Consider the following 26,226-nt stretch of genomic DNA (forward strand, 5'->3'; position numbering starts at 1 on the left):
GACTTTCACCGCCGAGTTATCACTCATGCCGGGCGCACATTGAAAAAACTCTTAGTCCGGTGACCGGACCAAGAGTTTCACAAAGACAATCGCCAACGGCTATCTTTCTCTCACCCAAACAATCATTTCGCCTTCTCCGCGATTAGCCCATGCATAATAGGGGATGAACGTAATCGCTGCTGATTCATAGAGAGATTCGATATTTGAAGCGTACAGCTCACCCGTCCAGTTCCGATCCGACAATCGCGAACCCTGCATGCGGATAATCTGAACACCGCCAAGCAAATCCGGATCAAACACCGTCTCGCTTGCCTGACCAGTTTCAATGTATAGCCTGTGAAGATGTTCACCATTGTCCGCTTCCTCTAAGCAATAAACGAGCGGCCCCCGCTGCACCGCACACTTACCGGCCGTTTCGCGCAGCAGCGGATGACCTTTAACCTGCCGTACCTGCATCGGCATATGAACCACAATCCGGTCCCCATTCCTCCATAACCGGTTAATGAGCGCATACCCGCTCTCCACTTCCGGTGTGAAAGGCACCCCGTTAACGTGAAGCTGCATCGAGTCACACCAGTCTGGAACCCTTAGAGCCAGCGTAAACGTGATATCTTCTTCAGTCTGCAGGTCAAGCTGGACGTTCCCTTCCCACGGAAGTTCGGCTTGTTGCGTCAATTTGATCTGCTGCTCCCCAATGTTGAGTTCAGCCTCACTGCCTACATATAAGTGTGTATAGATCCTGTGCTCATGAATCGTATAAATATATTGGCCAAGCGAAGCAATCAAACGTGATACGTTTGGGGGGCAGCAAGCACAGCCAAACCATCCTTGGCGAACGGTCTTGATATGGTCATAGACATGATTCACACCGCACGCCTTTGGCCACACTTCCAGAGGATTAACATAGAAGAAATGCTTTCCGTCTCTTGCCATACTGCCTAGTACCGTATTAAACAAGGCTCTTTCCATGACGTCAGCATAGCGGCTGTCTTGTTCAATCTTAAGCATTCGCTGCGCAAAGAAAATCAGGCCAATTGAAGCGCAAGTCTCTGCATACGCGGTATCACTCGGCAGATCGTAATCCAGCGTAAAGGACTCTTCCTGTGCCATCGCGCCAATCGCCCCGGTTACGTACATTTGCTTGGTTACGATATTGTTCCACAGCCGCTTACAGGCTGCAAGCAAGCCGTCATCGCCAAGCTCATACGCAATATCCGCCATTGCCGCACACATATAGACAAGCCGTACAGCATGCCCTTCTGCTGTCTGCTGTTCCCGCACAGGCGCGTGAGCCTGACTATACGATTTCTTCTGAATCATGAAATCCGATCCCCAATGATTCGTTTTACCGCGTGCCTCATATTCCAGATCATAGAAGGAAGGCTCGCTGCCCCGCACGTCTAGGAAATATTTGCTCAGATGCAGGTAACGCTCCTCGCCTGTCGCCCGATACAGCTTCACAAGCGCCAGCTCAATCTCTTGATGTCCGTCATAACCATGAATCTGACCGGGGTTTGGCCCGAATACCTTCCCGATATAATCTGCGAATTTGCAGGCAACGCCGAGAATTTTGTCATTACCCGTCGCGCTCCAGTACGCAACCGCACCTTCAATCAGATGACCGGCTGAATACAGCTCATGACACTCGCACAGGTTCGTCCACTCACGGCCGGGTTCCATTAAGAGATAATACGTATTCAGATAACCGTCCTCTCGCTGGGCCTTGAATATCAGATCAACAACGGTATCCGCCACCTGCTGCAGCTCGGCATTCGGCTCGCTTTCAAGCAGATAACCTACGGCCTCCAGCCATTTCGCCACGTCGCTATCCTGGAATACCATTCCGTAGAAGGAGCCCTCCTCCTCCCCAGCGGCGATCTTTAGGTTCCGGATCGCATGGCTTGGCTCCACACCAGGAATACGGTCGTTTAAGGCCTCCCATTGATATGGTATAACGACTTCCCTGATCAACCTGGTATAGTCCGACCAGAACGGATCTTCAATACGAATATCTTTCAGCGCAGCCGTTGTTGCTTTCGTTGAAATTTGTTTCATCGGATGCTCTCCTTCTCATATACTTGAATGCCTGCTTTCTCGTAAACTTGCATGTCTGCTCGGACTAGCCTTCCTTCAATCCTGACAGCGTTACCCCACGGACGAAGATGTCCTGTGCGCTTAGAAATACAATTAGAATCGGCAGAATCGTAATCACCGTCGCCGCCATCAAGGCTGGCCAGTCCGTAGAATACAGTCCCTGCATGTTGGCGAGTCCTAACGTAAGTGTCATTTTGTTCATCGAATTGATAAAGACGAGCGGATTGACAAAATCGTTCCATGTCCCCAGCATGATGAAGATACCCAGGGTTGCCAGCGCCGGCTTGGATAATGGAACAAAGATCCTCCAATAAATCCCGAACGGTGTGCAGCCGTCGATCTTAGCTGCTTCCTCCAGCGCCTCCGGGATCGTTGAAAAAAATTGCCGAAGCAAAAACGTACCGAACGCTGACACAAGACCTGGTAGAATAAGCGACCAGTGTGTGTCCAGCAGCCCGTAATATTTCATCAACAGGAAGGTTGGAATCATCGTCACCTGTGCCGGCACCATCAAGGTGGCCAAATATAATCCGAACAGCCCTTCCCGGAAGTGAAAACGAAGCCTTGCGAACACATACCCTGCCATGGAGCTTGTAATAAGCTGAGAGACAACGACGATAACGGTAATCTTAAGCGTATTGAGGAAGTATTGAATGATCGGGAATCGATCGGTCATGTTCGTATAATTTGAGAATTTCAGCTCCGCCCCGAAGAAACGCGGTGGGTATGTGAATACCTCATTGACGTTCTTCAGCGAGGTGCAGACCGACCAGATGAACGGAAACAGGATGATGATGGACCCGATCAGCAAGATGATATGTGCGGTCGGCTTTAACCAAGAACGCGGCTTCATAACAGCCTTCCCCCTTAATAGATACTCCATTTTTTCTGACGCCAGAATTGAATGAATGTAATGATTAACACGATAAAGAACAGCACGTAAGCCATCGCGCTTGCATATCCCATATGGAAATATTGGAACGCATTCTGGAAGATATAATAGACAAGAACTGAAGTGGACCGGGCCGGGCCGCCCTGGGTCATCAAATAGACAGTATCGAATACTTGGAACGAATTGATGATGGACATGACTGTTACGAAGAAGGTCGTTGGCGAAAGAAGCGGCAGCGTAATACGCCAGAATTTTGAATACCACTTGGCCCCTTCAATATCGGCCGCCTCGTAGTAGCTGTCCGAAATTGATTGTAAACCTGCCAGGAAGATAAGCATATTGAAGCCCAAGCTCTTCCAAATACTTGTTACAATAACGGTTGGCATCGCCCAATGCGGGTCGGTTAGCCAAGCAGGGCCGTCTATGCCGAACCATGAGAGTGCATAGTTAAGCAATCCGTACTCCGGATTATAAATCCACTGCCAAATGACAGATACCGCCACCATCGAAGAGATGACAGGAATGAAGAATGCGGCTCGGTAGAACCGTATGAATCGCAGCTTCTGATTTAGAATTACAGCCAGCAGCAGCGAGATAACGATGCCAATTGGAACACTGGCTAGGGTAAAATAAAAGGTGTTGCCCATGACTTGGATGAAGACAGGATCTTGGAACAATTCCTTGTAATTATCGATTCCGTTGAAGTGGAAGGAATTCGTCAAATTCCAATCCGAAAAGCTGATCACGAACGTGGCCAGAACAGGAAGCAGCAAGAACATGAGAAAACCGATCAAGTTCGGGAACAGCATAAGAAATGCCCAGAAGCCGTCTTTATAGAGAAGCGGTTTTATTGATTTCATCATCTCACCCCGGAGCTGGCGCCAGGGGAGGGCTAAGGTGCCCTCCCGCTGTGCCGCTTGTTGTATTTATTGCGCGGCTAAGCTTTTATTAACGACAGTTTCGATATTCTGTACAGTCTGGTCGAGTGATTGGTCGCTTAGGAAAAACTTATCGAGTTCTGTCGTCGTGTCCTCCTGAATCCTCTGGCTGCTGAGGAGGGCATACGGATACGGTTTGGACGAGGTAAAGTATGGGATCAAATCCTTGAACCCATCCGGATGAACACCCGCTGTCAGCCACTTCTGAATTCCCTCTTCGGTATACAGCGACTTGTGGTTCGGCAGCCACAGTCCAGCCTTGACGTTCTGCAACTGGTATTCCTCGGAGGAGAGAAATTTGATCAGCTTCCATGCTTCCTCAGGATGCTTCGTATTGGCCGATGCCACATGCAAATGCGCTTGGCCGTGTGTAACGGCCTCATCGAACTTCGGCAGTACGCCCACGCCCACCTTGAAGTTCATTTTCGATAGTTCCTGAAGCGCCCAGGATCCGTCCACTAGCATTGCAATCTTACCCGTTTGAAGCATTTGCGCCGGGCTCATGCCGCTGTTTGTCAGCAGCTTGCCCTCCGGGCTAACCCCATCTTTTTTACGAAGGTCCGCGACAGCTTGAAGCACTTCCTTCACTTCCTGGGTATTGGCCGCAGAGGACTTCAGGTCACTTGTGAACCAATTGCCACCGTTACTCATTATTTCAGCTATCAGGTTGTAATAGGTCTCCATGCCATAAACACCATACTGCTCGACTTTATCGCCATTCTTGATCGTCAGCTTCTTGGCTGTATTCACGAATTCATTCCATGTCCAAGCTTTAGATGGATCACTCGGCGGATAGGCAACTCCCGCTTTATCGAAGATATCTTTGTTGTAATAGAGAACCGGCGCAACGATACAGGATTCGATGCCATAATACTTGTTGTCCACTGTACTAAGCTGAACGGCGGAATCAATCAGATCGCTATCCATGCCGTCCTTCTTGACGTTCTCTGTAATATCGAGCAGGCTGCCTCGCGTGACGAAATCATGATAGTAATCGCTTTGCAGGAAGAATACATCTGGCGCTTCGTCGCCAAGCACCATCGCCTGCATCTTGGCCACATACTGAGTGCCGCCGGGAATCGTCGTATATTCGACTTTGATGTTTGGATTTTCCTTCATGAATTGCTCCAAACCGTTCTTTACGCTTTGTGTTTCCAGCGGGCTGACTTCCCAGCCCATGAACTTCAAGGTAACCTGCCCGGCCTTGTTGCTTGCGGTGCCGTCATTACCCGCGTTGGCTGCGTTGTTGGCTTCATTGCCGCCGCAAGCTGTCAGAGTTAATGCCAGCATCATAAGCGACACAAGTGCGACTGACCATTTTTTCATATAAAAGACCCTCCATGATCGGTATGGTGTAGGCTATGCCTGCGCCTTGTACAGCGCTTTCATAACCACACCTTTACTATACCGAAAGGATGGAGGGCCAAAATTGCAGTATTATTCGTTTTATTGACTATTTTTGCGAATATAGAGCGCTCACTTTCTTTGCAATTTCCTGCAGGGCGACCATGGCCTTTTTCTCACCCTGCCATACGGGAAGCAATCCTTCTGACACTTCAGGAAATATCTCTATTTGATTTTTAAGATAGTAGCCGACACTTGGCATTCCATTGTCCAGCAGCTGCTTCATCATCGCTTCCCTGAACCCTGGCGGATGCGCCGCCGGATTGGAGTTGACCCAGGCATTGACAAGAGCCGGATCCGTATACCACTTCTTCAGCACTGGCATCCATAAGCCATCAGAGTACAAAGACAACGATTTGCTCGGATCCGAGAGCCACTTATACAACAGCCATGCTTCCTGCGGATGTTCGGATGAGCGGAAAATGACCGTCGCTCCGCTCAAGCCCACCGTCACGCTTTTCTTAAGCTTAGGCAGTACACCAATATCAAAGTCGACCCCCGCTTTGCCCAGATCAAGATTTATCCACTGTCCATCAACAACCATCGCCGCAAGCCCAGCCTGCAATGTCATACTCATGGATGGCAGCGATTTCGACTCGTATGGCGAAGGTGCCACATGATGAACATTGATGAGATCAGCCAGCTGCTGAATCGCTTCGGCTGCTTCCGGCGACTGAAGCGTAAACCGCTTCCTGTCACTGCTGACCCAATCACCACCATTACTGAAAATAAAATTGTTCAGCGGGTCCGACCACGTCTCGAACATGATGCCGTAGCGAACGATATGGTCTTTATCAAAGGCAGGATTGTAAGCATTCCTTCCCTGATTGTCCAATGTAAGCTTCTTGGCCGCATCCACCAACTGGTCCCAGCTCCACGCTTGTTCAGCCTTTGGCGAAGGCGGCTCCACACCGGCTTGCTTAAGCAGATCCTTCCTATAGAAGAGCCCAAAGCATTCTGCCGCTGTACTGACACCCCATGCGTAGTCATCGGCGGACTTATACCAGATGTAATCGAGAAAATCATCCTTATTTAATTCATCGTCCTTAGCCATAAAATCAAACAGATTCAAAAATTTATTCTCCCGGCTAAAAGCTTCACCCATCTCAGTCGTCATGTATGCCAGATCCGGTTCTTCGTTGGAAGCGGACATCGCCATCATTTTCGTATTGTAGTCGGAGTTTGGATAATGAATCGGCTCTACTGCTATCCACGGATAGGCTTGTGAAAATTCCGCCAGTGTATGCTCAATTGCCTTTTTCTCCTCAATCGAACCCCAGTACGTAAATTTCAGCTTTACTTTATTCGGGTATTCCACTTTTGGATCCGGATCAGATGTGCGTGTATCCGCTCTCCATAAGAGTGACGCCATAGCAAGGATGACCACCGCTGTAATTATGATTAATAGCTTGCTTCGCAATTCAGCACCTCCTGCCGCTGGACAGGCGGAAGCGTCACGGTCACCGTCGTACCTTGACCGGGTACAGACGTAATGTGAAGACCGTACGGCTCGCCGTAGAGAATTTGAATTCGCCGGTTCACGTTAGAAATGCCCACATGGTTGCCGCCTTCCAGGAGTGAAGCCAGCTTGACCGTATCCATTCCTTCCCCGTTATCCTTGATCTGATAGATTCGAGCCTCCTTCGAGCACCAGCACGAAATACGTAGCTCTCCTTCCCGGCTCATCTTCTTGAAGCCATGAACAAACGCATTCTCAACAAGCGGCTGCAGGAAGAACTTCGGCACCTCATCATCCAGCATCTGCTCGTCCATCTCGTAAATAACCTTGAAGGCTCCTTCAAAGCGGTTGCTCATAATGGTCACATAACTTTCCAGATACGTTAGATCCTCTTGAAGCCGAACCAGGTTCGACTCCTGCTTCACCATATATTTCAGCATTTTGGACAAGCTCACGACGATATCGCTAATCTCATATTCCTCTTTCTCAAGCGCCATCAGACTGACCATATTGAGCGTGTTGTACATAAAATGCGGGTCTAGCTGCAGGTTGAGTGCTTTAATTTGTGCTTCTTTCTCACGGATCTGGGTCTCGTAATTTTCTTGAATCAACTTAACGATATTCTCGTTCATATCATTGAATTTCTTCATCAGAATACGGAACTCGAAGCTGCCGCTCTGTTTGAAGCGTGTTTCGAACCGCCCTTCTCCCGTATTGACGATTGCGCGGATCATCGTTCGGAACGGATTCGTAATAAGCATAGATAAAAGATAGGAAAGCATGATAAAAGCAACGGTAATGATGGCAACGGAAATTAACATGTTCCGGACATACTGCTTCGTTATAGGAGCCAGCAGCTCGCTTGAGGGAATAACGGCTATGCTCAGCCAACCCGTAATATTCGATCGGGCAAAAGCAAGTACGTGGTCTACACCATGGTTCCGGACCATTCGAACGCCGCTCTTCTCGTTCATTAGGTCCTGAAGCATTGGAAGATCTGCCTTATTCGTCAACAAGGAATGATCAGAATGCGCGATAATCTGGCCTTTCGAATCGACGACCATATAGGTAGAGCCGCTGACTGGAATGCTGCCTTCGAACACATTGGTAAACAAAGAATCCTTGAAGTTCAGCAGCAGAGTCGGCCTGTCCTCAAGGTCCGTATATACTCGAAATTTCCCCTTATCGTAGGAGCCTTGAATTAAAGATACAGCAGAAAATAAATATTTGTAGTCATATTCCATACTCTTGAGATACGGAATGTGATACATATCCGCAAAGTTATATGTCGGCACCCACTGAATCCTGCCTTCTCCCTCCTTGGCCGTCCTGTCTAATCGGGTACCCTCAAAACCGTTAATGGGTATAAAGTTTTTCGCGTGCTCGCTGTTCGCCGAAGAGGAGGTGCCGAAGATGAAATAGGAGGTCGCGACCTGAACGGAATAAATATCCTGGGATTGCGCGAAATATTTATCAAGAATTCTTTTAATCCGCTGATCGGCTGCAAGTACCTTTGTCTTGTTTCTTTTATCGAGTGTAGTGAAGGTTTCGTAGAAATCGGTATCCTCCATAAAGCCATAGATCATCTCGCGAATCCTGGAGAACTTCGCTTCGATAATCTCGTTGTTCTTACCAACGATAGTCATAACATCTTTCTGTGCCATTTCAAGTACGGTGTTGCGATTCAGGCGATAGTCGCTGATACCAAATATAAGAACCGTACCAACAAGCAGCATGATATAAGTGAACAGCAGTTTGGTATGCAGTCGGCCTTCTTTGATTCTTCGCAGCCATTCTCTCATTCTGGTGTACCGCCGCTGCTATGCATTTGACGGAATGTCTTAGGGGATATACCGGTCTCCCGCTTGAACATCTTGTTGAAATACGCCGCCGTCCGAAAGCCGCTTCGTTGTGAAATAACCGCAATTTTGGCATTGGACTGCTCCAGCATAAGCTTTGCCTTGTTAATTCGAAGCTCCAGCAAATATTCCGAGAAATTCATTCCTGTCCGCTGTTTGAACAAATTGCTAAAGTATGACGGATTGAAATGAAACATAGCCGCAACTGATTCGAGTGAGATATTATCCATATAATGCTGCTGCAAATAATTCTGACAGCGCAGAATTAGAAGTCCGTTCTTGTCGAGATTCGTCTTCTGCGCAAGCTCTAGCAACCTGAGGACAAATTCCTTGAATCGCAGCCTTAAATCCCGGTAATCCCGGTAATTTCTGAATTTCTTCCGCAGCACTGTGTAATCCCACTCCTGGGAATCCGAAGGAAGCAGGCTCTGCAAGCTTTGGAGCAGCTGCCATATCATACAGCCAACCTCATCACGAACAAGATCAGGATCCGGGTAAGGCGGCATCTCTCTAGGCTTGAAGAATTCGTTAACAAGCTCCAGAGCCCGGCTGCGTTCACCCGCTTTAATTGCCGAGACTAGTGGATCCGTGACCTCCTTCGCCCTTGGCGTCACTTTCTCGGTAAAGACCTGTATATCCGATCCCCAGAAAACAGCCGCCTCCGACGTGTAGAAGCGATGCCGCAGGCCTAGTAAGGCTTCATCATAGGCTTCCTTCACAGCTGAACGAAAAGCAGGAATCATACGGCTTACGCCTACGGAAACGTCTTCGAATTCGTTCGCCCTGATGTTCTCGAGCAATCGGCTAATCTTGGAGACGGTATCTGATGGCTTGGGTGCAAGTAGGCTGCTGAGCCAAACCAAAGATACCAAGCGTTGGCCAGACATCTCTTGTAACGTCTCGCAATGCCCGATTGCCCGAGATTCAGTTGTCCACCTTCTATTCAGCTTCGCGATACGGTCTGCTGCAGAAGAGCCGCTCAGTTCGAAGACAATCGCAAGGCCCGGTCCGTCGGAGGGAGCAAATTTGTCCATAAGTTGCCGCTTTCCATCGGCTAACGCGCCTGTAATCACCTCGTGCCAGAAGCGCTCTTTATCAAGCAGGTGATGCTGATTATCCTGTGCCAGCTGCTCCTCGAGCTTGGTGAGCACGCTTTCGATATCCGTAAGTCCTATGGGTTTAATTAAATATTCGATAACACGGTGATGAATGGCTTTTTTGGCATAGTCAAATTGTCCGTACCCGCTAATCAATACAGTTCTAATATGAGGCTTCTGACTAGCAATCCGTTCCACCAGCGTCAGCCCGTCCTCATCCGGCATTCGAATATCCGTGAGTACTGCATCAACCGATTCGCACGTGAGCAGCTCCCAAGCGGCCTTCACATCCATCGCTTCCAAGGTCCGGTATGTTGGCCTAAGCCGCCGAATAATTGCTGATAATGCTTTCACCTGCCGGGTCTCGTCGTCGACGATCAAAATTGTTCTCACTATCCTCCACCTCCACAAAAGAAAGCGCTATCAAAAAATAATATACTCTTTTTTGCATCTTTAAAAATATAATTATTATTCGAAAACTGAAATATTTTTGTATGTACAGGTCCCGTCCGCTCCGCTTCTTCAGAATCACTCGGCCTCTCCGCTGAGATCGGTTAATTCCAAAGTTCATTTTATATAGATTTCAATGTTCTATTAAATAAAGGCCGCCGAAGTCAATCGGCAGCCTGGTCATATATCATGTGATTATATTATTAGTTAATCGTAATGCTGTCCAGTTCCGCGTAACCCGTGCTTCCTTTTGCAAACCGGATAATGTTATCACCAGCCGTGAGATTCACACTCACGTTAACCGTTCCGAACTGTCCCCAGCCAGCTGTCGCCGGGTAGGATACCGTTGACCACGCCCCGCCATTATATGCATAATTATGCGTCGAAGCAGCTCCTGTGCCGTTAGCGTAACGAATCGTCATCGTGTACATCTTCGTCGTTCCCACATTGACATAGAAATCGACATAGCTGTCGTTGTGATCCATTTGTGCCACGTACTTACCACCCGATGCATTAGCGCTAGAGGCGATGTTCGCATGGTTGTACGCCGCGTCTTCCGCTTCATATACGTTAGTCGCCTGCCCGGATGGTGTCACATAAATGCGGTATCCGTATTGGTTGTTCAATCCGCTGAGCGCAAGCGTAATCCGGTTATTACTGATTGTATAATCGCCTTCTAAGACGGTGCTGGTCGTATTGACAGCCGTGTTTCTGTTCACCCATGGTGTTGAGCTCACCTTTACGTGAACGCTGCTGCCGTTCGTACCCAGGAACGACGGAATGTTCTTAAGAATGGCATTTACGGAACCGTCCGTCACACCGCCAAATAGAACACTCGCATATTTCTTATTCGCATCCACATTCGCGAATCCATCGACAGTAACCGTATCGTTCTCGTTCGGAGGCGTTACGCTGACCATATTGCCCGACATGTCACCATACCATTTGTAGAACCACCAGCCACCATTTCGCTGTGTAGGGCTTGAGAGCAGTGTTCCCAATCTGCCCGGATTCGGAACATCCCAGTAGCTCTGCATCGCGGTGTCGACTCTAAGCCGCTCAAACTTGGCGATGAGTGGAGCGACGGCGCCAGGCTTACCTTCATCCTCCAGCCAAGCCTTACCGCTGTATTCGTTGATCGAGATAGGCCGTGCCGGGATACCAAGAGAGGTCTCAATTGCCCGGTAATCTCTAAAGTTCGCGGTGAAATTCTCACCGGTCAATTGATGCCAGGATGTGATATCAGGAAGCGTGTTATGTGCCTTTTGATACGTCAAGAAGTCCGTCATCGCAGCGTGGGAGTAACCAGCGAGCGAAGGCCCGATTGCCATCGCGGTTGGATCAAGCTGCTTCAATTTCTTGTAAGTCTCACTGAAAAACTCCCGGAATGTCAAATTACCCGAGGTGTTAGAGGAGGCATAACCGCTGTCATAAATCTTGCTATGATTAACCTTACCGTTCTCGGCTTCGTATCGGACGGGCGTTCCACCGGTAACATCGATATAATCCAATTCCGCGTACCCAGCGCTTCCTTTGCTGAAGCGCAGCGTATTGGTGCCGGCGGTCAAGCTTAGGTTCATCGTAATTGTAGAGGCGCTGCCGCCTTTAAACCACCCGCCTGTATTAGGATAAGACACTGTTACTGGACTGCCGCCGTTAACGGTCACTTGATGCGTGGAGACAGCCCCCGTCCCATTGGCATATCGGATCGCTACGGGATAACTCTTGGTGGCGGGAACGTTGACGGTGAATTCAACATAGCTGTCGCTGTAATCAATCGTACCTACATACTTACCTTTCCATGTACCGTCCGGTTCATTCCATAGTTCATAACCGTACACATTCGTAAGTCCCGCGGCCTTCACCTCATTAACCGTCGTGGTCAGCTTGCTGAACCAATCCGGTAGATTCGTATAGTCATACCAACCCTTGAACCAATCAGCCAGACGAATCGTGACTTTGCTGCCGGAAGGCGCCAATCGCTGGGCAACGGGAATAGCCGCCCCCCAAGGCTGCTGATAGCCCGCGACTGCCGGATTGATGTAGGCTTTTGCGCGCAAAGGCAGAATGAGATTGTTGTCAGGCTTATTTTCTATAACTCCATAAAGCGATCCTGCTGAACTATGGGTAACTGGACCGATTACATTTGATAAATCAACGGTTAGATCGGATGCGGCCTGAGCTGGTCCGACCGATAGCATGCCTCCTAACAGAACTGCTGTTATACTAGAGATCCATGTTTTTTTCATATAAAACCCCTCCGTATAATAGTTAGTTTCATCAATTATTTCTGTAGCTGAGAGTTCACCTCCAACTATGTTTATTTTGATACCGCTTACATTTTTAATGTACCAAACAAATCCAAGACACAAATTGCAAATTCTTTGGATTATTATCATATTATTGGTTTGATCAGATAAGCTGCCCGCTAACCAAAAGAATAAGACAGCGGTGAATTAGGACTATAATGAGGACTAAAATTACAATCCTAGTTGAAAAATAGGTCAAGGGATAGTAGAATCAGAAAAGTGATCACACTTAAACGATATATCAACTGTATAACCTCTGGAATATGGCTAGAGGGTATCTACCAGGAGCCTTAAAATCCTGACTACAGAAAATGAATTTATTCATTTTTTGCAGTCAGGATTTTTTGTTGTTTTCTGTAAAGACCCTAGAGCCACTTCTTCTCATTTCAACAAAGAAAGGGCCGAACAGAAATATGAATTTGAAAGTCATTATATTAGCATTATCGACCGTTGCGGTTGGATTGGTTGAATTAATCGTTGGCGGGATCTTACCGGCGATATCCGAAGATTTTAACATTTCATTAAGCACAGCGGGACAGCTGATTTCAGTGTTTGCGCTTGTCTACGCCATTGCCGGTCCTGTTTTGCTGGTTCTAACCAGTAAAATTGAACGCAAAAAGCTGTATCTTGCTTCTTTGTCTATCTTTTTCCTCGGCAATGTCATGACCTATTTCAGTCCAAACTTTACTTTTATGATGATTGCCCGGGTATTAACGGCAACAAGTACAGCGCTTGTCGTTGTGCTTTCTTTAACCATTGCTGTTAAAATTGTTGCTCCTGCCCATCAGGCCAAAGCATTGGGACTCATTTATATGGGTATAAGCTCCTCACTTGTGTTAGGTGTACCCGTAGGAATTCTGGTTTCCAATATGTATGGATGGCGGGTAATATTTCTTGGAATTTCTTTATTATCTATTGGATCGATGGTACTTATTTCGCTATTCTTGGAGCGTATTCCTGGAGAACAGACAATCCCACTTTCTCAACAATTGAAAGCTGTGGGAAACGGGAAAATCATCAGCGCCCATCTCGCCACGATGTTTATGCTGGCAGGACATTATACCATTTACGTTACGCTTATTTCACACCATTCTTAGAAACCAATCTTCATCTTAATTCCGAATGGATTAGTATTTGCTACTTTGTATTTGGTATTGCAGCTGTAGGTGGCGGGGCGCTTGGCGGAACCATTTCTGACTGGATTGGTGCCCGCAAAAGTATCATCATCGTTATCAGTACATTTGCTGTGGTATTGTGCGTGTTGCCGTTAACAGCCTCTTCACTCGTCTTATTCTTCCTAACGATGATTGTTTGGGGAGCACTGAGCTGGAGCCTAGCGCCGCCTCAACAAAGCTATTTGATTCAAACCAATCCAGCCACGTCTGATATCCAGCAAAGCTTTAATAACTCCGCATTGCAAATTGGCATTTCGCTTGGATCAGCTATTGGCGGCGTTGTGTTAAACCAAACAGGCTCGTATTCCAGCACGGCTTGGTTTGGGGGCGGCATTGTCATTATTGCGCTGCTCTGCGCAGTCTTTTCTTTTACAAGACCAGCAATCTCAAGAAATCCTAAGTCTGCGGCCTAGTCCTCCTAATGGGTTAAAAGTTGGTGATGTATTCGCTGGCTTTTAACCTGTTTATAACATGTCCTCTTACTTTAGGTTATTGTTCAGAAAATCCTCTCCTCCAATTTTCAACTCCTGTCCTTAACGTAAAAACATAAATTATTTCTTCAGCCTTCACTCTTGCTTGCCCTTTGATATTTCAGATCCTTACTCTGCCGTATTCAAAACAAAAAGCATGAGTTAAATGGAGATCAACAGCGAATGCCCGCCGCGTCGGTGTTAGTTGAGGTTCAGTTCTTCAACGGATCACTTACATAAATGTGTCTTTAGGAAATCAACTACTTTTTTAAACGCTCTTTCAACACTAGGATCTGTAAAATTATGATCAAAAACCACTCCATTTCCCCTGAAAAAGAAAAGCCGAGCAGATGTCAGGAAATGACCCTGAATCTGCTCGGCTCTTATACGACTTTATTTACTTTGATACAAGTTTGGGATCAATGATATGAGTTTATTTGCTTCTCACATCATCGCAACTATTCAGCTCTTCCCTTACTCCACCGTCACGCTCTTCGCCAGATTCCGCGGTTTATCCACGTCATGGCCAAGTGCCAGGGAAGCATAGTAGGACAGCAGCTGCAGCGGCACTACAGACAGGGCCGGTGTAAGCAGCGGCAGAGTCTTAGGAATCGCAAATGCTTGGTCAACCGACTTAAGCAGTCCTGCGACATGCTCCTCATGAGTAATCGCCATTACATCCGCACCGCGTGCTTTCACTTCCTTGATGTTGCTCACGGTCTTCTCAAGAACGGCTTCCTGGGTTGCCAGAGCAATCACCGGAATTCCCTCTTCGATCAGAGCAAGCGTACCGTGTTTCAGTTCACCCGCTGCATACGCCTCGGAGTGAATGTAAGAAATCTCTTTCAGCTTCAAGGAGCCTTCCTGGGCAACAGCATAATCAAGGCCACGGCCAATGAAGAACAGATGCTGATGATGAGAGATTTGCTCTGCGTATGCTTTGACTGCATCCGAATTCTCCAGCATGCTCTCCACCTGCTCAGGCAATGCCTGAACCGCAGCGATCATGCGGGCAATCTCCTCCTCGGATTGTGTACCACGTACTTGTGCAAGGTACATACCCAGCAGGTAGAACGCGATCAGCTGTGAGGAGTAAGCTTTCGTTGATGCTACGGCAATCTCTGGTCCAGCCAGAGTGACCAGCACATCATCCGCATCCCGGGCAATGGAGCTGCCCACAACATTGGTTACCGCGAGCACATGAGCTCCGTTGCTCTTCGCTTCGCGCAGCGCTGCAAGCGTGTCTGCAGTCTCTCCCGACTGGCTCACGACAATGACCAGTGTGTCCGGAGTAATCAATGGTGAACGGTAACGATACTCAGAAGCCACATCGTTGTAGACCGGAACCCTCACCAGCTGCTCAATTACCGTACCGCCGACCAAACCGGCGTGATACGCTGTTCCACAAGCTACGATGTGCACGTTCTGGATCTGCTTGATCCGCTCAGCCGTTAGCTTCAGATCTTTAAGCACCACCTTGCGGCCGGTTTCATCCACGCGTCCGCGGATGGTATCACGGTAAGCTTTAGGCTGCTCATGAATCTCCTTCAGCATGAAATGATCAAAACCGCCTTTTTCTGCGGTTACCGCATCCCAGTCGACATGAATCATTTCCCGAGAAATAAAATTCCCCTCGATGGTCATCAGTTCGACAGAATCCTGTGTCAGAACCGCCATTTCCCCATCGTTAAGGATGTAAACATTTCGTGTATATTCGAGAATAGCCGGAATATCAGATCCGATGAAGTTCTCCCCTTCACCAAGACCAATAATCAGTGGGCTGGCTTGACGCACAGCAACCAATTTATGTGGCTCATATTCAGTCAGGACCCCAAGCGCGAACGCACCGCGCATATAGCTGATGGCCTTCTGAACTGCCTTAACAATGTCGCCCTCGTACTCACGAGCCACCAAATGAGAGATGACTTCTGTATCTGTTTCCGACAGAAATACGTGTCCTTGACTGATCAGTTCTTCTTTCAGCTCCAGATAATTCTCCACAATCCCATTATGCACAACAGAGAATTTCTCACTGTTGTCTGTGTGAGGATGGGAGTTAACGTCTGATGGCTTACCGTGAGTCGCCCAGCGTGTATGACCGATACCCGCGGAACCAACAAGCGGAGCACTCTCCAGCTTTGATTCCAAATTGGCCAAACGCCCGATCGACTTACTGATCTGCAGTCCTTGCGGAGTGAACACCGCAATACCCGCAGAGTCATACCCACGATACTCCAGCTTCTTAAGACCACTGATCAATACAGATTGCGTATCTCTTTTCCCGATATATCCGACAATACCACACATAATTTAATATCCTCCGTTTCGTTATCTCATCAATTTTTTGGATTGAATGACGATGGAAGAAGCGGAAGACTGCGCAGCAGCACGGAGTCGCGTATATTCAATTATATAAGTGAAAATTTTCTGATAAGATCATCTATTTTCATGAATGTACATTCTTCTCCACTACTACGTATCAACCGCATTCTCTCTCGCACATTCATGGAATATCAAACGATATGAATCCTAAAATGCATGCAGAAACAACTCACTTCACCTTCTGAGTAAGGTAACAGAATATTTCTTCTGCAGTTCAGTCCATATTCTTGTGGCATCTGTCGGGAAGTTTGTATCTATGGTCGCCCATAGGGTTTGCTTATCCGACTTACGGTTAGATGCTTCTACCGGGAGGCCCCCGCCGAACATTTCGAACACCTCCACCTCGTCAGCTTCGATTGCCGTAGATCCCGCTGCTACATCAGCAGCCAATCTGTCACGCGCGAATCCGAAGCTCTGGCGCTTATGAATCTGATTAACCTCACGTCCCTCACTTTCTCTTGTAGGAATATTGTTATTATATGCACCCCGATCACTTTTTGCAATGGCTGTCAGTCCCAACGTGTCAAAATGTGACTTTTCACCCGAAAAAGAAACCGCCGAAACCAAAAATCCGGTTCCAGCGGTCCTAACGTTACGGATGAACACGGATGCTTGGTCCTACACCTACACCAATTCCCGTTCTACCACTTTGGTAATCTGGGAAACAAACTGCTCAAGTTCGCTCCGGTCGGGCCCTTCCGCCATAACACGGATCAGGGACTCTGTACCAGATGGCCGCACAAGCACACGCCCGTTGCTGCCAAGCTGCTGCTCAACAACGGTAATAGCCTCTTCAATAGCCTGGTTTCCATTGTATTTGCTCTTATCCTGCACGCGTACATTCACGAGCACCTGAGGATATTGAACCATAAGCTTCTTCATTTCACTGAGCGGTTTACCCGCCTGTTTCATCGTATCTACCAGCTGAATCCCGGTCAGAATGCCATCACCCGTTGTATTATAATCCAGGAAAATTACATGGCCGGACTGCTCTCCGCCCAGGTTATAACCACCTCTAAGCATTTCTGCCATGACGTAACGGTCACCTACAGCCGTCTTTGCGGTATTAAGAGCCAGCTTCTCTGTAGCTTTGTAGAAGCCGAAGTTACTCATCACCGTGGTTACAATAGTGCTGTTGTTAAGCTTGCCCTTACGGTTCATAGCGTCTCCGCAAATGCAAAGGATATGGTCGCCATCCACCTCTTGACCCGTTTCATCAATGGCGATCAAGCGGTCGGCATCCCCGTCAAAAGCAAGGCCCAGATCCGCACCTAGACGTACAACCTCCTGCTTCAGCAGCTCCGGATGTGTGGAACCGCAGTGGTCATTTATATTAAGCCCTGTTGGCTCTGCTGCGATCGTGTGAACCTCCGCTCCAAGCTCGCGGAACAATTTCGGTGCAAGCTCATATGCTGCCCCATTGGCGCAGTCGAGCACAATCTTCAGACCTTCAAAGCTCGAAGAAATCGTTGTCTTCAAATGCTCAAGATATTTAAATTTAGATTCCTGATCAACCGTCACGCTTCCCAACTTGTCACCGATTGGACGAGGCAGTTCATCCACCTCTTTATCCAGCAATTCTTCAATCTGAAGTTCGGTTTCATCGGACAGTTTGAATCCGTCGCTCCCGAAAAACTTAATTCCGTTGTCCTCTACCGGATTGTGCGAAGCTGAGATCATTACGCCTGCATCCGCTTTAAGCAGTCTTGTCAGATAGGCCACAGCTGGAGTGGAGACGATCCCAAGACGGACCACATCCGCTCCGATAGACAATAGACCAGCCACTAGTGCCGACTCCAGCATGACACCGGAAATCCGGGTGTCCATCCCAATAACGACCTTAGGCTTCTCAACTTGTCCTGCAAGCACATATCCCCCAGACCGACCAATACGATATGCAAGCTCTGCTGTTAACTCCTTATTAGCAATTCCGCGAACGCCATCTGTTCCAAAATATTTCCCCACAATGACTCACTCCTCCAGATATTGGTTTCTCACCCATGTCTAATTAGCTTTCTTTAGTAATGCCATAATGATGCTTCAGCCTGGCTGTCTGATCTCATGGTTCCTTCCCGCTACCCGGATTATCTGTGCCGTCTGATGAATCCTGCCCCGATCCTGTCCCTGTATCCGGTGAATTGGACTTGGTTTCCTGACCGGTATCGCCGGAATCTTCTGTGCCGGTTGGAGTGGTATTAACAGAGTTAGCATTGTCCTTAATCTCTATCTCTACCTGGAGATTGCCACCTCCAGCCGCCAAAGTTACAAACTTCGGAAGCACAATGTCGGGTGTTACGGTATGAACCCCTGGTCCAAGGCCTGATACATCTGCCGTAATTGTAATGTCTCCCGTCTTAACAGCCTTCAAGACCTGCTCTGCCCCCTGCAAGGTCAAAGACATCTTTGAGTTTGCAGGTGTAATAATCTTGGCGGTGTGCTGTCCGCTCTGATTCTTGATCGTAACCGGAATGTCATTTACTACCTTCACACCAAGTGGGGCAGCTTTGACAACGACCTTCACAGAGCTCGGCTCGATTTTCTCAGAACCTTTCGGCGGAGTCAAGTCCAGTGAGTATTCCGTCGTATTCGGTCCTTTAAATTGGCTTAAATCCACATTAATCGTGTAGGAATTAATACTCTGTAATGATTCTTTAGTCCCATACACAGCCACACCTTCAACGTCTGCCTTGATCTCGGATAGTGCATACCCGCTTGGCAGCTGCCCGATTTGCTTAATCGCCAGGGGGACCGTTTTATATAACTTATTCATGGGGACATCAACCTTGATTGACGAAGGACTAATCTCAGCCCCGGGAATTTCTCTCCCGTTCCTGTCATAGGCCCTCAGCTTCACGGATTTCCCTTCTACTGAATCATCAATTCCGCTGATATCGAGTACGCCTTCCACTTTGTAGACCCGCTTCATTTCACTCTCAGGGAGAGTTACTGTGACTAGGCCATCATGCTCCAGAATAGGCGTTCCTACCTGAAGTCCTCCCTCGGGAGCACCTTTTAGCTGTAATGACGCGGTAAAGGACTTAGTCTGCTTCTCTTCAATAGTGACCCTTGCGGTTGACGGCTCAATAGATACCATCTCCACACCAGCAGGGAGCTCGTAGGTGAGAGGCACATTCGTCGTACCCGGTCCGATATTCTCCAAATTCAAGATAACCTTATAATCCGGGAAAAACGAGGTAATATCTGTGCGCTTCCCCCTTACCTCCAATTTGACGGTCTTGGGCTCCATCGAAGTCAGTACATAGGACTTGTCATCAAATCCAACAACCTCAACAGTCACGTCATTAATCGTTTTACTCTTCACTTGGGAAGGGGATGGCAGTGAGGTTGTGCTGTCCAGATGTACCATCGCCCACAAAATAATGCTGATGCACAAAGCGATAATCTTCGCGATCGTGTTATTATTGAACCATTTATCCATTCTTCCGGCCCCCTTTAAGCTTCCAGAACGGGGCCTTCTTCTGCTTGCTTGATGTGTCAGGACTGAGCTCCTCATAAAGCTTGGAGATTAACGATTCCTCATTAATTCCCCGGACTACCTGTCCGTTAATGGCCAGTGAGATCTGCCCGGTCTCCTCAGATACCACCACGGAGACAGCATCGCCAACCTCACTGATCCCAATCGCAGCCCGGTGCCTTGTTCCAAGCTCCTTGCTTATAAACGGATTCTCTGATAAAGGCAGATAACAAGCAGCAGCTGCTATCCGGTGATCCTGTATAATGATAGCTCCATCATGCAACGGAGTATTAGGGATAAAAATGTTAATTAACAGTTCGGAGGTGATCACGGACTGCATAGGAATCCCGGATTCTTTATATTCGTTAAGCCCCGTATTTCGCTCAAATACAATTAATGCGCCGATTTTTCTACGTGATAAATAATTTACGGCCTTAATAATCTCGCCGATCTTCCGGCTGAATTCTTCCTCATCGGCTGTTGTACGCCCAAATAACTTACCACGCCCCAGCTGCTCCAGCGCTCTCCTGAGCTCTGGCTGGAAGATAATGAACACAGCCACTACTCCAAAGGTAAACATTTGATTCATCAGCCATTTCAGCGTATACAAGTCAAGCCAGGTGCTTGCTGCCCAGATTACAACCAGGACCAGAATCCCTTTAAGTAATTGAACCGCCCTTGTTCCCCGGACAAGCAAAATCAAATGATAAATAATATAAGTAACAATCAAAATATCTATAGCATCCTTAATGGCCTCTTGCCATGTTAAATCCGCAAAATAACTCATGCGCAACCCCCGGTTTTCCCTTGTGAAACGGGCTTCTTAAGTATATATTGTCCCTAAACTCTAGGTTATAACGATCCACCTGCAGTTGCAAGTTTCTTTGTGCCGAACCCGGAAATTTGTGTGATTTCTTCCTAACCGCACCAACAATAAAGGCGCCCTCTCGAAGAGCGGCGCCAGCATGTGCAGCATGAGCATGCAAAATTTAACGATAGGCAACTTCCGTGAACGTATTCGTGATCTTGTACCAAATCCAGTCGAGTGCTTGATCAATACTCTTCACGTCACCTGAAATTTTGGCTGTGGAGGCTTGGTACAAGGACCCATCGATTACCGTCAGATTGCCATCCACTTCACCGTAGATTTGAGCTTTCCCATTCTCCACCGTAAGATCTCCAGCTACGGTCTTCCCGCTTGGAACGATCACGTTCTTGCCTTCAATGACCACTTGGTCAAGTCCGGCCCCTTTCACAATCAGTTGATCGTCCGCCTTCCATAAGGACAGGGTGCTGAACAGCATAACAAAGATAAACATGGCTGCTGCCGTAAGAGCAGGATGCCTCTTGATCCATGTCAGCCATACACGCTGCTTACGTCTGCCGGGAATATCCCGCATAATCCGGTCTACGAGTTCATCTGAAGCGGAAGGCACAGAGCTTTTGACGGCATGGAAGAGCATCATCTCCGTTTGTTCCAACTCTTGAAAATGCATATTACAGGATGGGCACTGAATTAGATGGGCCTTTAGTTCCAGAACCTGTGACTTTTCAAGATCGTCATCCAAATACTCATGCATTAAAGAGGCAGCTTGTTTGCAATCCATTTGAGCCAATCCTTTCAGTTGAAATCTGCATGGAATGAGCATGGCAAAATCAGCATTCCATTATATAGTAGGAATTTAAATTGAATTTAAACTTCGAGGCGAGGCGTCTTTATTTAATACGCTTCAATATGTATATCGTTTCAAAAAATCTCGATTGAAAATCAAACAAACTTGTTGTCCAATTTTTTGCGCAAAAATTCCCTGCCGCGGTGCACACGCGTCTTCACCGTAGTTACAGGCATGTTAAGAACATCGCTAATTTCCTGCAGCGAAAGCTCCTGCAAATAGCGAAGAATAATAACCGATTTGTATTTAGCCGGAAGCGTCTCTATAGCCGAATGAATCGTCTGTTTGGTCTCAGAGATTAAATACTCACTCTCCGGTGTCCGGTCATCTCCAGGAATAAGGGTATAACCGTCCATCCCCTCCTGATCGTTCATTTCCGCATCCAGTGAGTAGTTCGGCTTCCTCTTCCTCAGCCGGTCAATACATAAATTTGTGGCAATCCGGTAGATCCAAGTTGAGAATTTCTGGTTCTCATCGTATCTCATCCAGTTCTTATGAACCCGCAGAAAGGTCTCCTGAACGACGTCTTCGGCTTCATGCCGATTATTCAGCATCCGGTAAGCCAGATGAAACAATTTATCTTTGTATAGATCTACAATTTCTGCAAAAGCACCTTGATCCCCTTTGCGGGCCAGCTTTGCAAGTCTCGTATCATAATTGTCAATCATTCGTAATTTCCCCCAGATCCGCCAAAACGGTCTCTAGCCGGTTCCAAGCCATGCGATATATGTTTCACCAGCGGTTTGGCCGCTTAAGGACGGTAAAGACAAGTCCCGGCGCTTCATTCAAATGGTAATTCATGTGCCCCTAAATTGCAAGCAACTCTAGGCTTAAGACGATTATATTCCGATTACAAAAGAGAGACCGTGCTCTCTCATAGAGCGCGGTCCCCTTCTCTCTAGCCCATAAGCTGATCGTTTATGGATCAGCCTGTATTTCTAAGCCCTGCGGCAATTCCGTTGATGGTTAGAAGAACTTCTCTTAACAGAATCGGATCATCTCCGCCCTGTTCTCTAAGAGCACGAAGTTCGGAAAGCAGCTGCACCTGAAGATAGCTAAGCGGGTCTACATAAGGATTACGCAGACGGATGGACTCCTGAAGTGTCGGCGCATTGTCCAGCATTTCCATCTCTCCGGTAATCTTTAGAACTAGGCTCTTCGTCAGATTGAACTCCTCTTCAATCTGGCCAAAGATCCGATTCTTCATTTCTTCATCACTGCACATATTCGCATATTCTTTTGCAATGACAAGGTCTGCCTTAACAATGGCGAACTGCAGTGTGTCGATGAGCGAACGGAAGAATGGGAAATTAGCATACATATCCTGAAGGACCTTTAGCTTCTCCTCATCATTACCATAGAACTCTTGAATGCCTGTACCTGCAGCATACCAAGCTGGGAATAAGTACCGGCTTTGGGTCCATGCGAACACCCATGGGATCGCACGCAAGTCTTCAAAGCGGTCACTATTCTTGCGTTTGGAAGGGCGTGAGCCGATGTTAAGCTCTCCTACCTCAACGAGTGGGGTAGATTCCCTGAAGAATTTAAAGAATTCCGGCTCCCGGAATACCAGGTCCTGATATTTATGAAGGGATACATCAGACATCTGTCTGATGATCGACTCCCATTTCTCTTCATACAGATCGTTTTGCTGCGGCTGACGGGCCAATACCGCTTGAGTCAGAAGGGCCGAAGTGGCCTGTTCCAGACTGCGGTAAGCAATGCCCTTGAGTGCGTATCTGGATGAAATGACTTCACCCTGCTCAGTGATCTTAATTCCCCCGCCAACCGTGTGAGGCGGCTGGGCAAGAATACTGCGGTTCAGCGGCATGCCTCCGCGTCCTAGGGCGCCCCCGCGTCCGTGAAAGAACTTCAGCTTCACACCGAACTCTGCAGCCGTGGCCGTAATTTGCTTAAGAGCAACCCGCAGCTCCCAGTTCGCAGTAACCACGCCGCCATCCTTGTTGCTGTCGGAATACCCCAACATGATCTCCTGGAGATCATTCATCGCGGTAACCGACATCCGATAGATTGGCATATTGAACAACCGGCGCATAATCGCTGGGGCCGCGTGAAGATCGTCAATCGTTTCAAACAATGGCACGGATTGAAGCGTGCAGACTACAGTATCATCGTTCTCTTTACGGAACAGGCCCACCTCTTTGGCAAACACCATAACTTCGAGAATATCACTAGCGGCTTCCGTCATACTGATTAAATAACTGCCGATGCACTGTTCTCCAAATTCCTGCTGTGCCAAATACACCGTACGGTATACATTAAGACATTCCGTTGTACTCTCACTGTATTCCTGATAAGGAGATGTCAGCGGCCGAGGATCATTCAGAATGCGCTCAAGAAGTTCTACCTTCTCATCTTCACTAAGCCCGGCATAATTCTCAGAAATATTCATATGAGCCAAGATCTCCGTCATAGCATTCTCATGCTCTTGGCTGTGCTGACGAATATCCAGCTTGGCCGTGTGGAAACCAAACAGCTCCACCTGACGTATTAAATAACGAATATGGGTGTCAGCAACGTAATCCGCATAGTGATGCCGCAGACTGCGGTCAATGATATTCAAATCTTCAACCAGCTCTTCCACCTGGTTGTAACGATCTGGAGAGTCTTTCTTAGTCACATCAATGACGTTATGCAGCTTCTCGGTCATATAAGTCAATTTAACGCGATATGGCTCTTTTTCATTGCGCCACTCCGGCGTTTTATTGAGGGTAACCACTTCCTGATCCTTCTGGATCGATTCCAGAAGCTCATCGGTCACATTGACGATAGAAGTACTGAAGCTGAGATAGCGGAATAGCTCGGCCAGAATGCGCTGGTATTCCCGAACAGCCAGCTTACGTTGCATCAGCAGCGTCTCCCAGGTTACGTTTGCAGTCACGGACGGGTTACCATCACGGTCTCCCCCGATCCAGGAGCCAAAGCGCAGATAGGTAGGCACGTGCCAGTTATGTTCAGGATAATATTTTGTCAAACAACGCTCCAGCTCTTGATAAACGTCAGGCAGGACATGGAATAAGGTCTCGTGGAAATAATACATTCCGTTACGCACTTCATCAAGCACCGTTGGTTTGCGGTCACGAAGCTCATCCGTTTGCCAAAGGGTAATCACTTCATTCAGAAGCTTCTCCCTTAGCTGCTCTCTCTCCCTAAACGTGAGTGTAGGGTTATCAAGCTGCATGACATCATCGGCAATTCGTTTGTGGATATCAAGAATCGCCCGGCGCATCGCCTCGGTAGGATGGGCGGTCATGACCAGCTCCAGGGAAAGCCCCTCCAGGATCTCCTGAACCTCATCATAGGACAAGCCGCGCTCTTTCAGGTCCCTTACAGAATCCTCAATGGAACCAGGCTGGACCGTCTCTCCGGCTGAACGCTCATAGTCGCGTTTACGGCGGATTCTGTGATTCTGCTCCGCAATATTAACGAGCTGAAAATACACGGCAAAAGCCCGGATCACCTGATGTCTGATATCAGGCTCAAGCGTATTAATGATTTGCTTAAATTCTTCGTGCAGTTCAGGCAGAAATACCGCCCGAAGCGATTTACTGGCTTCACGTATCTTTTCGACAATATCTAAGAGTTCATTACCGCCTTGATGTACAAGGACTTCTCCTAAAATATTGCCCAAAAAACGAATATCACGCCGCAACAGGTTGTTGGAATTGCTCTTACTCGCGGTCACTGTTAGTTCAGTCATGCTTCTCCTCCCAATCCATCCTGATTCCGTCTTTATAATGCCTTCTAACATAATACAATAAACCAGGCCTAAATTCCTTATTTTCTTTGCAAAAACGGGGAGTATTAAGGGATAAAAATCGCCAATATTCTAAATAATTATTCAATATTGAGAATTTTTATAACCCATACTTACAATGAGGCTGCTTCCAGAGAGGCTGTTTCAATCAATTACTTAGAGTAAAACTCAAAATAACTTTCTGTTTATAACTGTATAATTACACAAACAGCCTTCATATGATGCACTGACACGTCAAAGCAATAAAATCAATAGGTAAAAATAAAGACCATTATAACAAAAAACATCATCGCTTACGATGATGCTGATAGTTATTATGGAGCGGGTGATGGGAATCGAACCCACGCTATTAGCTTGGAAGGCTAAAGTTCTACCATTGAACTACACCCGCACCGAAAATAATGGTCGGGACGACACGATTTGAACATGCGACCCCCTGGTCCCAAACCAGGTGCTCTACCAAGCTGAGCTACGTCCCGAAATAAGTGCTTCTTATGAAATTGTATAATAAGAAGAATGGCGCGCCCTAAGAGATTCGAACTCCTGACCTTTTGATTCGTAGTCAAACGCTCTATCCAGCTGAGCTAAGGGCGCATATTATGGAGCGGACGACGGGAATCGAACCCGCGACCCTCGCCTTGGCAAGGCGATGCTCTACCGCTGAGCCACGTCCGCATATCTGGTGCGCGTGGAGGGACTTGAACCCCCACGTCAAAGACGCTAGATCCTAAGTCTAGTGCGTCTGCCAATTCCGCCACACGCGCACATGTC

16 protein-coding genes, 5 tRNA genes, 1 pseudogene and 1 riboswitch are annotated in these 26,226 nt (G+C 47.7%); of the genes and pseudogenes, 1 reads left to right on the forward strand and 21 read right to left on the reverse strand.

The annotated features are described in order from the left end of the window. Window positions 1-99: 99 nt before the first annotated feature. The 8 genes from BN6628_RS21215 to BN6628_RS21250 form a co-directional block, all read right to left on the reverse strand. Window positions 100-2,055: a glycoside hydrolase family 127 protein gene (locus BN6628_RS21215; protein ID WP_068620302.1), complete on the reverse strand. Its 1,956-nt coding sequence runs from the start codon at window positions 2,053-2,055 to the stop codon at window positions 100-102. Window positions 2,056-2,119: 64 nt separating this feature from the next. After that, a complete protein-coding gene (locus BN6628_RS21220) occupies window positions 2,120-2,947 on the reverse strand; it encodes a carbohydrate ABC transporter permease (RefSeq protein WP_068620304.1) in 828 nt (275 codons plus the stop codon). 14 nt (window positions 2,948-2,961) lie between these two features. After that, window positions 2,962-3,846, reverse strand: coding sequence for a carbohydrate ABC transporter permease (locus BN6628_RS21225; RefSeq protein WP_082927003.1), 885 nt, complete (start codon window positions 3,844-3,846; stop codon window positions 2,962-2,964). 66 nt (window positions 3,847-3,912) lie between these two features. Beyond that, complete coding sequence (locus BN6628_RS21230; RefSeq protein ID WP_068620307.1) at window positions 3,913-5,250, reverse strand: ABC transporter substrate-binding protein; 1,338 nt, start codon at window positions 5,248-5,250, stop codon at window positions 3,913-3,915. 127 nt (window positions 5,251-5,377) lie between these two features. After that, window positions 5,378-6,748: an ABC transporter substrate-binding protein gene (locus BN6628_RS21235; protein ID WP_068620309.1), complete on the reverse strand. Its 1,371-nt coding sequence runs from the start codon at window positions 6,746-6,748 to the stop codon at window positions 5,378-5,380. Further along, on the reverse strand, window positions 6,730-8,589 hold the full coding sequence (locus tag BN6628_RS21240) for a sensor histidine kinase (protein ID WP_068620311.1): 1,860 nt from the start codon (window positions 8,587-8,589) through the stop codon (window positions 6,730-6,732). Before BN6628_RS21240 ends, BN6628_RS21235 begins: the two co-directional genes overlap by 19 nt. Then, window positions 8,586-10,136: a response regulator transcription factor gene (locus BN6628_RS21245; protein WP_068620313.1), complete on the reverse strand. Its 1,551-nt coding sequence runs from the start codon at window positions 10,134-10,136 to the stop codon at window positions 8,586-8,588. The genes BN6628_RS21240 and BN6628_RS21245 overlap by 4 nt, the downstream gene beginning before the upstream one ends. 260 nt (window positions 10,137-10,396) lie before the next feature. Further along, window positions 10,397-12,442 carry a carbohydrate-binding protein gene (locus BN6628_RS21250; RefSeq protein ID WP_068620316.1) on the reverse strand — a complete coding sequence of 682 codons (2,046 nt, stop codon included), beginning with the start codon at window positions 12,440-12,442 and terminating at the stop codon, window positions 10,397-10,399. 285 nt (window positions 12,443-12,727) lie between these two features. Then, a riboswitch (purine riboswitch) is annotated at window positions 12,728-12,827 on the forward strand. An 88-nt stretch (window positions 12,828-12,915) separates the two neighbouring features. Between BN6628_RS21250 and BN6628_RS21255 the strand changes: the two are divergent. Next, window positions 12,916-14,090, forward strand: a pseudogene (locus BN6628_RS21255) (MFS transporter). A 531-nt stretch (window positions 14,091-14,621) separates the two neighbouring features. Here BN6628_RS21255 and glmS read toward each other — a convergent pair. From glmS to BN6628_RS21320, 13 genes are all read right to left on the reverse strand, one after another. Continuing rightward, window positions 14,622-16,454 carry a glutamine--fructose-6-phosphate transaminase (isomerizing) gene (glmS, locus tag BN6628_RS21260; RefSeq protein ID WP_068620318.1) on the reverse strand — a complete coding sequence of 611 codons (1,833 nt, stop codon included), beginning with the start codon at window positions 16,452-16,454 and terminating at the stop codon, window positions 14,622-14,624. Between the two features lie 249 nt (window positions 16,455-16,703). Continuing rightward, a complete protein-coding gene (locus tag BN6628_RS21265) occupies window positions 16,704-17,135 on the reverse strand; it encodes a hypothetical protein (RefSeq protein WP_068620320.1) in 432 nt (143 codons plus the stop codon). Window positions 17,136-17,153: 18 nt separating this feature from the next. Continuing rightward, window positions 17,154-18,494 carry a phosphoglucosamine mutase gene (glmM, locus tag BN6628_RS21270; protein ID WP_068620326.1) on the reverse strand — a complete coding sequence of 447 codons (1,341 nt, stop codon included), beginning with the start codon at window positions 18,492-18,494 and terminating at the stop codon, window positions 17,154-17,156. A 94-nt stretch (window positions 18,495-18,588) separates the two neighbouring features. Beyond that, complete coding sequence (locus BN6628_RS21275) at window positions 18,589-19,968, reverse strand: CdaR family protein (RefSeq protein ID WP_068620328.1); 1,380 nt, start codon at window positions 19,966-19,968, stop codon at window positions 18,589-18,591. Beyond that, the gene (gene cdaA, locus BN6628_RS21280) at window positions 19,961-20,791 is read right to left on the reverse strand and encodes a diadenylate cyclase CdaA (protein WP_068620331.1); all 831 of its coding nucleotides are present in this window, start codon (window positions 20,789-20,791) and stop codon (window positions 19,961-19,963) included. The genes BN6628_RS21275 and cdaA overlap by 8 nt, the downstream gene beginning before the upstream one ends. Before the next feature lie 202 nt (window positions 20,792-20,993). Further along, the gene (locus tag BN6628_RS21285) at window positions 20,994-21,611 is read right to left on the reverse strand and encodes a zf-HC2 domain-containing protein (RefSeq protein WP_068620333.1); all 618 of its coding nucleotides are present in this window, start codon (window positions 21,609-21,611) and stop codon (window positions 20,994-20,996) included. Window positions 21,612-21,772: 161 nt separating this feature from the next. Beyond that, window positions 21,773-22,345, reverse strand: coding sequence for an RNA polymerase sigma factor SigW (sigW, locus tag BN6628_RS21290; protein WP_068620337.1), 573 nt, complete (start codon window positions 22,343-22,345; stop codon window positions 21,773-21,775). 257 nt (window positions 22,346-22,602) lie between these two features. Beyond that, window positions 22,603-25,398, reverse strand: coding sequence for a phosphoenolpyruvate carboxylase (gene ppc, locus BN6628_RS21295; protein ID WP_068620338.1), 2,796 nt, complete (start codon window positions 25,396-25,398; stop codon window positions 22,603-22,605). Window positions 25,399-25,772: 374 nt separating this feature from the next. Then, window positions 25,773-25,846, reverse strand: a tRNA-Gly gene (locus BN6628_RS21300). An 11-nt stretch (window positions 25,847-25,857) separates the two neighbouring features. Further along, window positions 25,858-25,934: transfer RNA gene (locus tag BN6628_RS21305), tRNA-Pro, on the reverse strand. A gap of 38 nt (window positions 25,935-25,972) precedes the next feature. Beyond that, window positions 25,973-26,049 (reverse strand) — tRNA-Arg (locus BN6628_RS21310). A 6-nt stretch (window positions 26,050-26,055) separates the two neighbouring features. Then, window positions 26,056-26,130, reverse strand: a tRNA-Gly gene (locus BN6628_RS21315). A gap of 5 nt (window positions 26,131-26,135) precedes the next feature. Beyond that, a tRNA-Leu gene (locus BN6628_RS21320) sits at window positions 26,136-26,219 on the reverse strand. Window positions 26,220-26,226 lie beyond the last annotated feature (7 nt).

The organism is Paenibacillus tuaregi, assembly GCF_900086655.1.
GTDB lineage: Bacteria > Bacillota > Bacilli > Paenibacillales > Paenibacillaceae > Fontibacillus > Fontibacillus tuaregi.

Coding starts and splice junctions, on each gene's coding strand:
- BN6628_RS21215 (WP_068620302.1), bottom strand. CDS start 2,055: ATGAAACAAATTTCAACGAAAGCAACAACGGCTGCGCTGAAAGATATT.
- BN6628_RS21220 (WP_068620304.1), bottom strand. CDS start 2,947: ATGAAGCCGCGTTCTTGGTTAAAGCCGACCGCACATATCATCTTGCTG.
- BN6628_RS21225 (WP_082927003.1), bottom strand. CDS start 3,846: ATGAAATCAATAAAACCGCTTCTCTATAAAGACGGCTTCTGGGCATTT.
- BN6628_RS21230 (WP_068620307.1), bottom strand. CDS start 5,250: ATGAAAAAATGGTCAGTCGCACTTGTGTCGCTTATGATGCTGGCATTA.
- BN6628_RS21240 (WP_068620311.1), bottom strand. CDS start 8,589: ATGAGAGAATGGCTGCGAAGAATCAAAGAAGGCCGACTGCATACCAAA.
- BN6628_RS21250 (WP_068620316.1), bottom strand. CDS start 12,442: ATGAAAAAAACATGGATCTCTAGTATAACAGCAGTTCTGTTAGGAGGC.
- glmS (WP_068620318.1), bottom strand. CDS start 16,454: ATGTGTGGTATTGTCGGATATATCGGGAAAAGAGATACGCAATCTGTA.
- BN6628_RS21275 (WP_068620328.1), bottom strand. CDS start 19,968: ATGGATAAATGGTTCAATAATAACACGATCGCGAAGATTATCGCTTTG.
- cdaA (WP_068620331.1), bottom strand. CDS start 20,791: ATGAGTTATTTTGCGGATTTAACATGGCAAGAGGCCATTAAGGATGCT.
- BN6628_RS21285 (WP_068620333.1), bottom strand. CDS start 21,611: ATGGATTGCAAACAAGCTGCCTCTTTAATGCATGAGTATTTGGATGAC.
- sigW (WP_068620337.1), bottom strand. CDS start 22,345: ATGATTGACAATTATGATACGAGACTTGCAAAGCTGGCCCGCAAAGGG.
- ppc (WP_068620338.1), bottom strand. CDS start 25,398: ATGACTGAACTAACAGTGACCGCGAGTAAGAGCAATTCCAACAACCTG.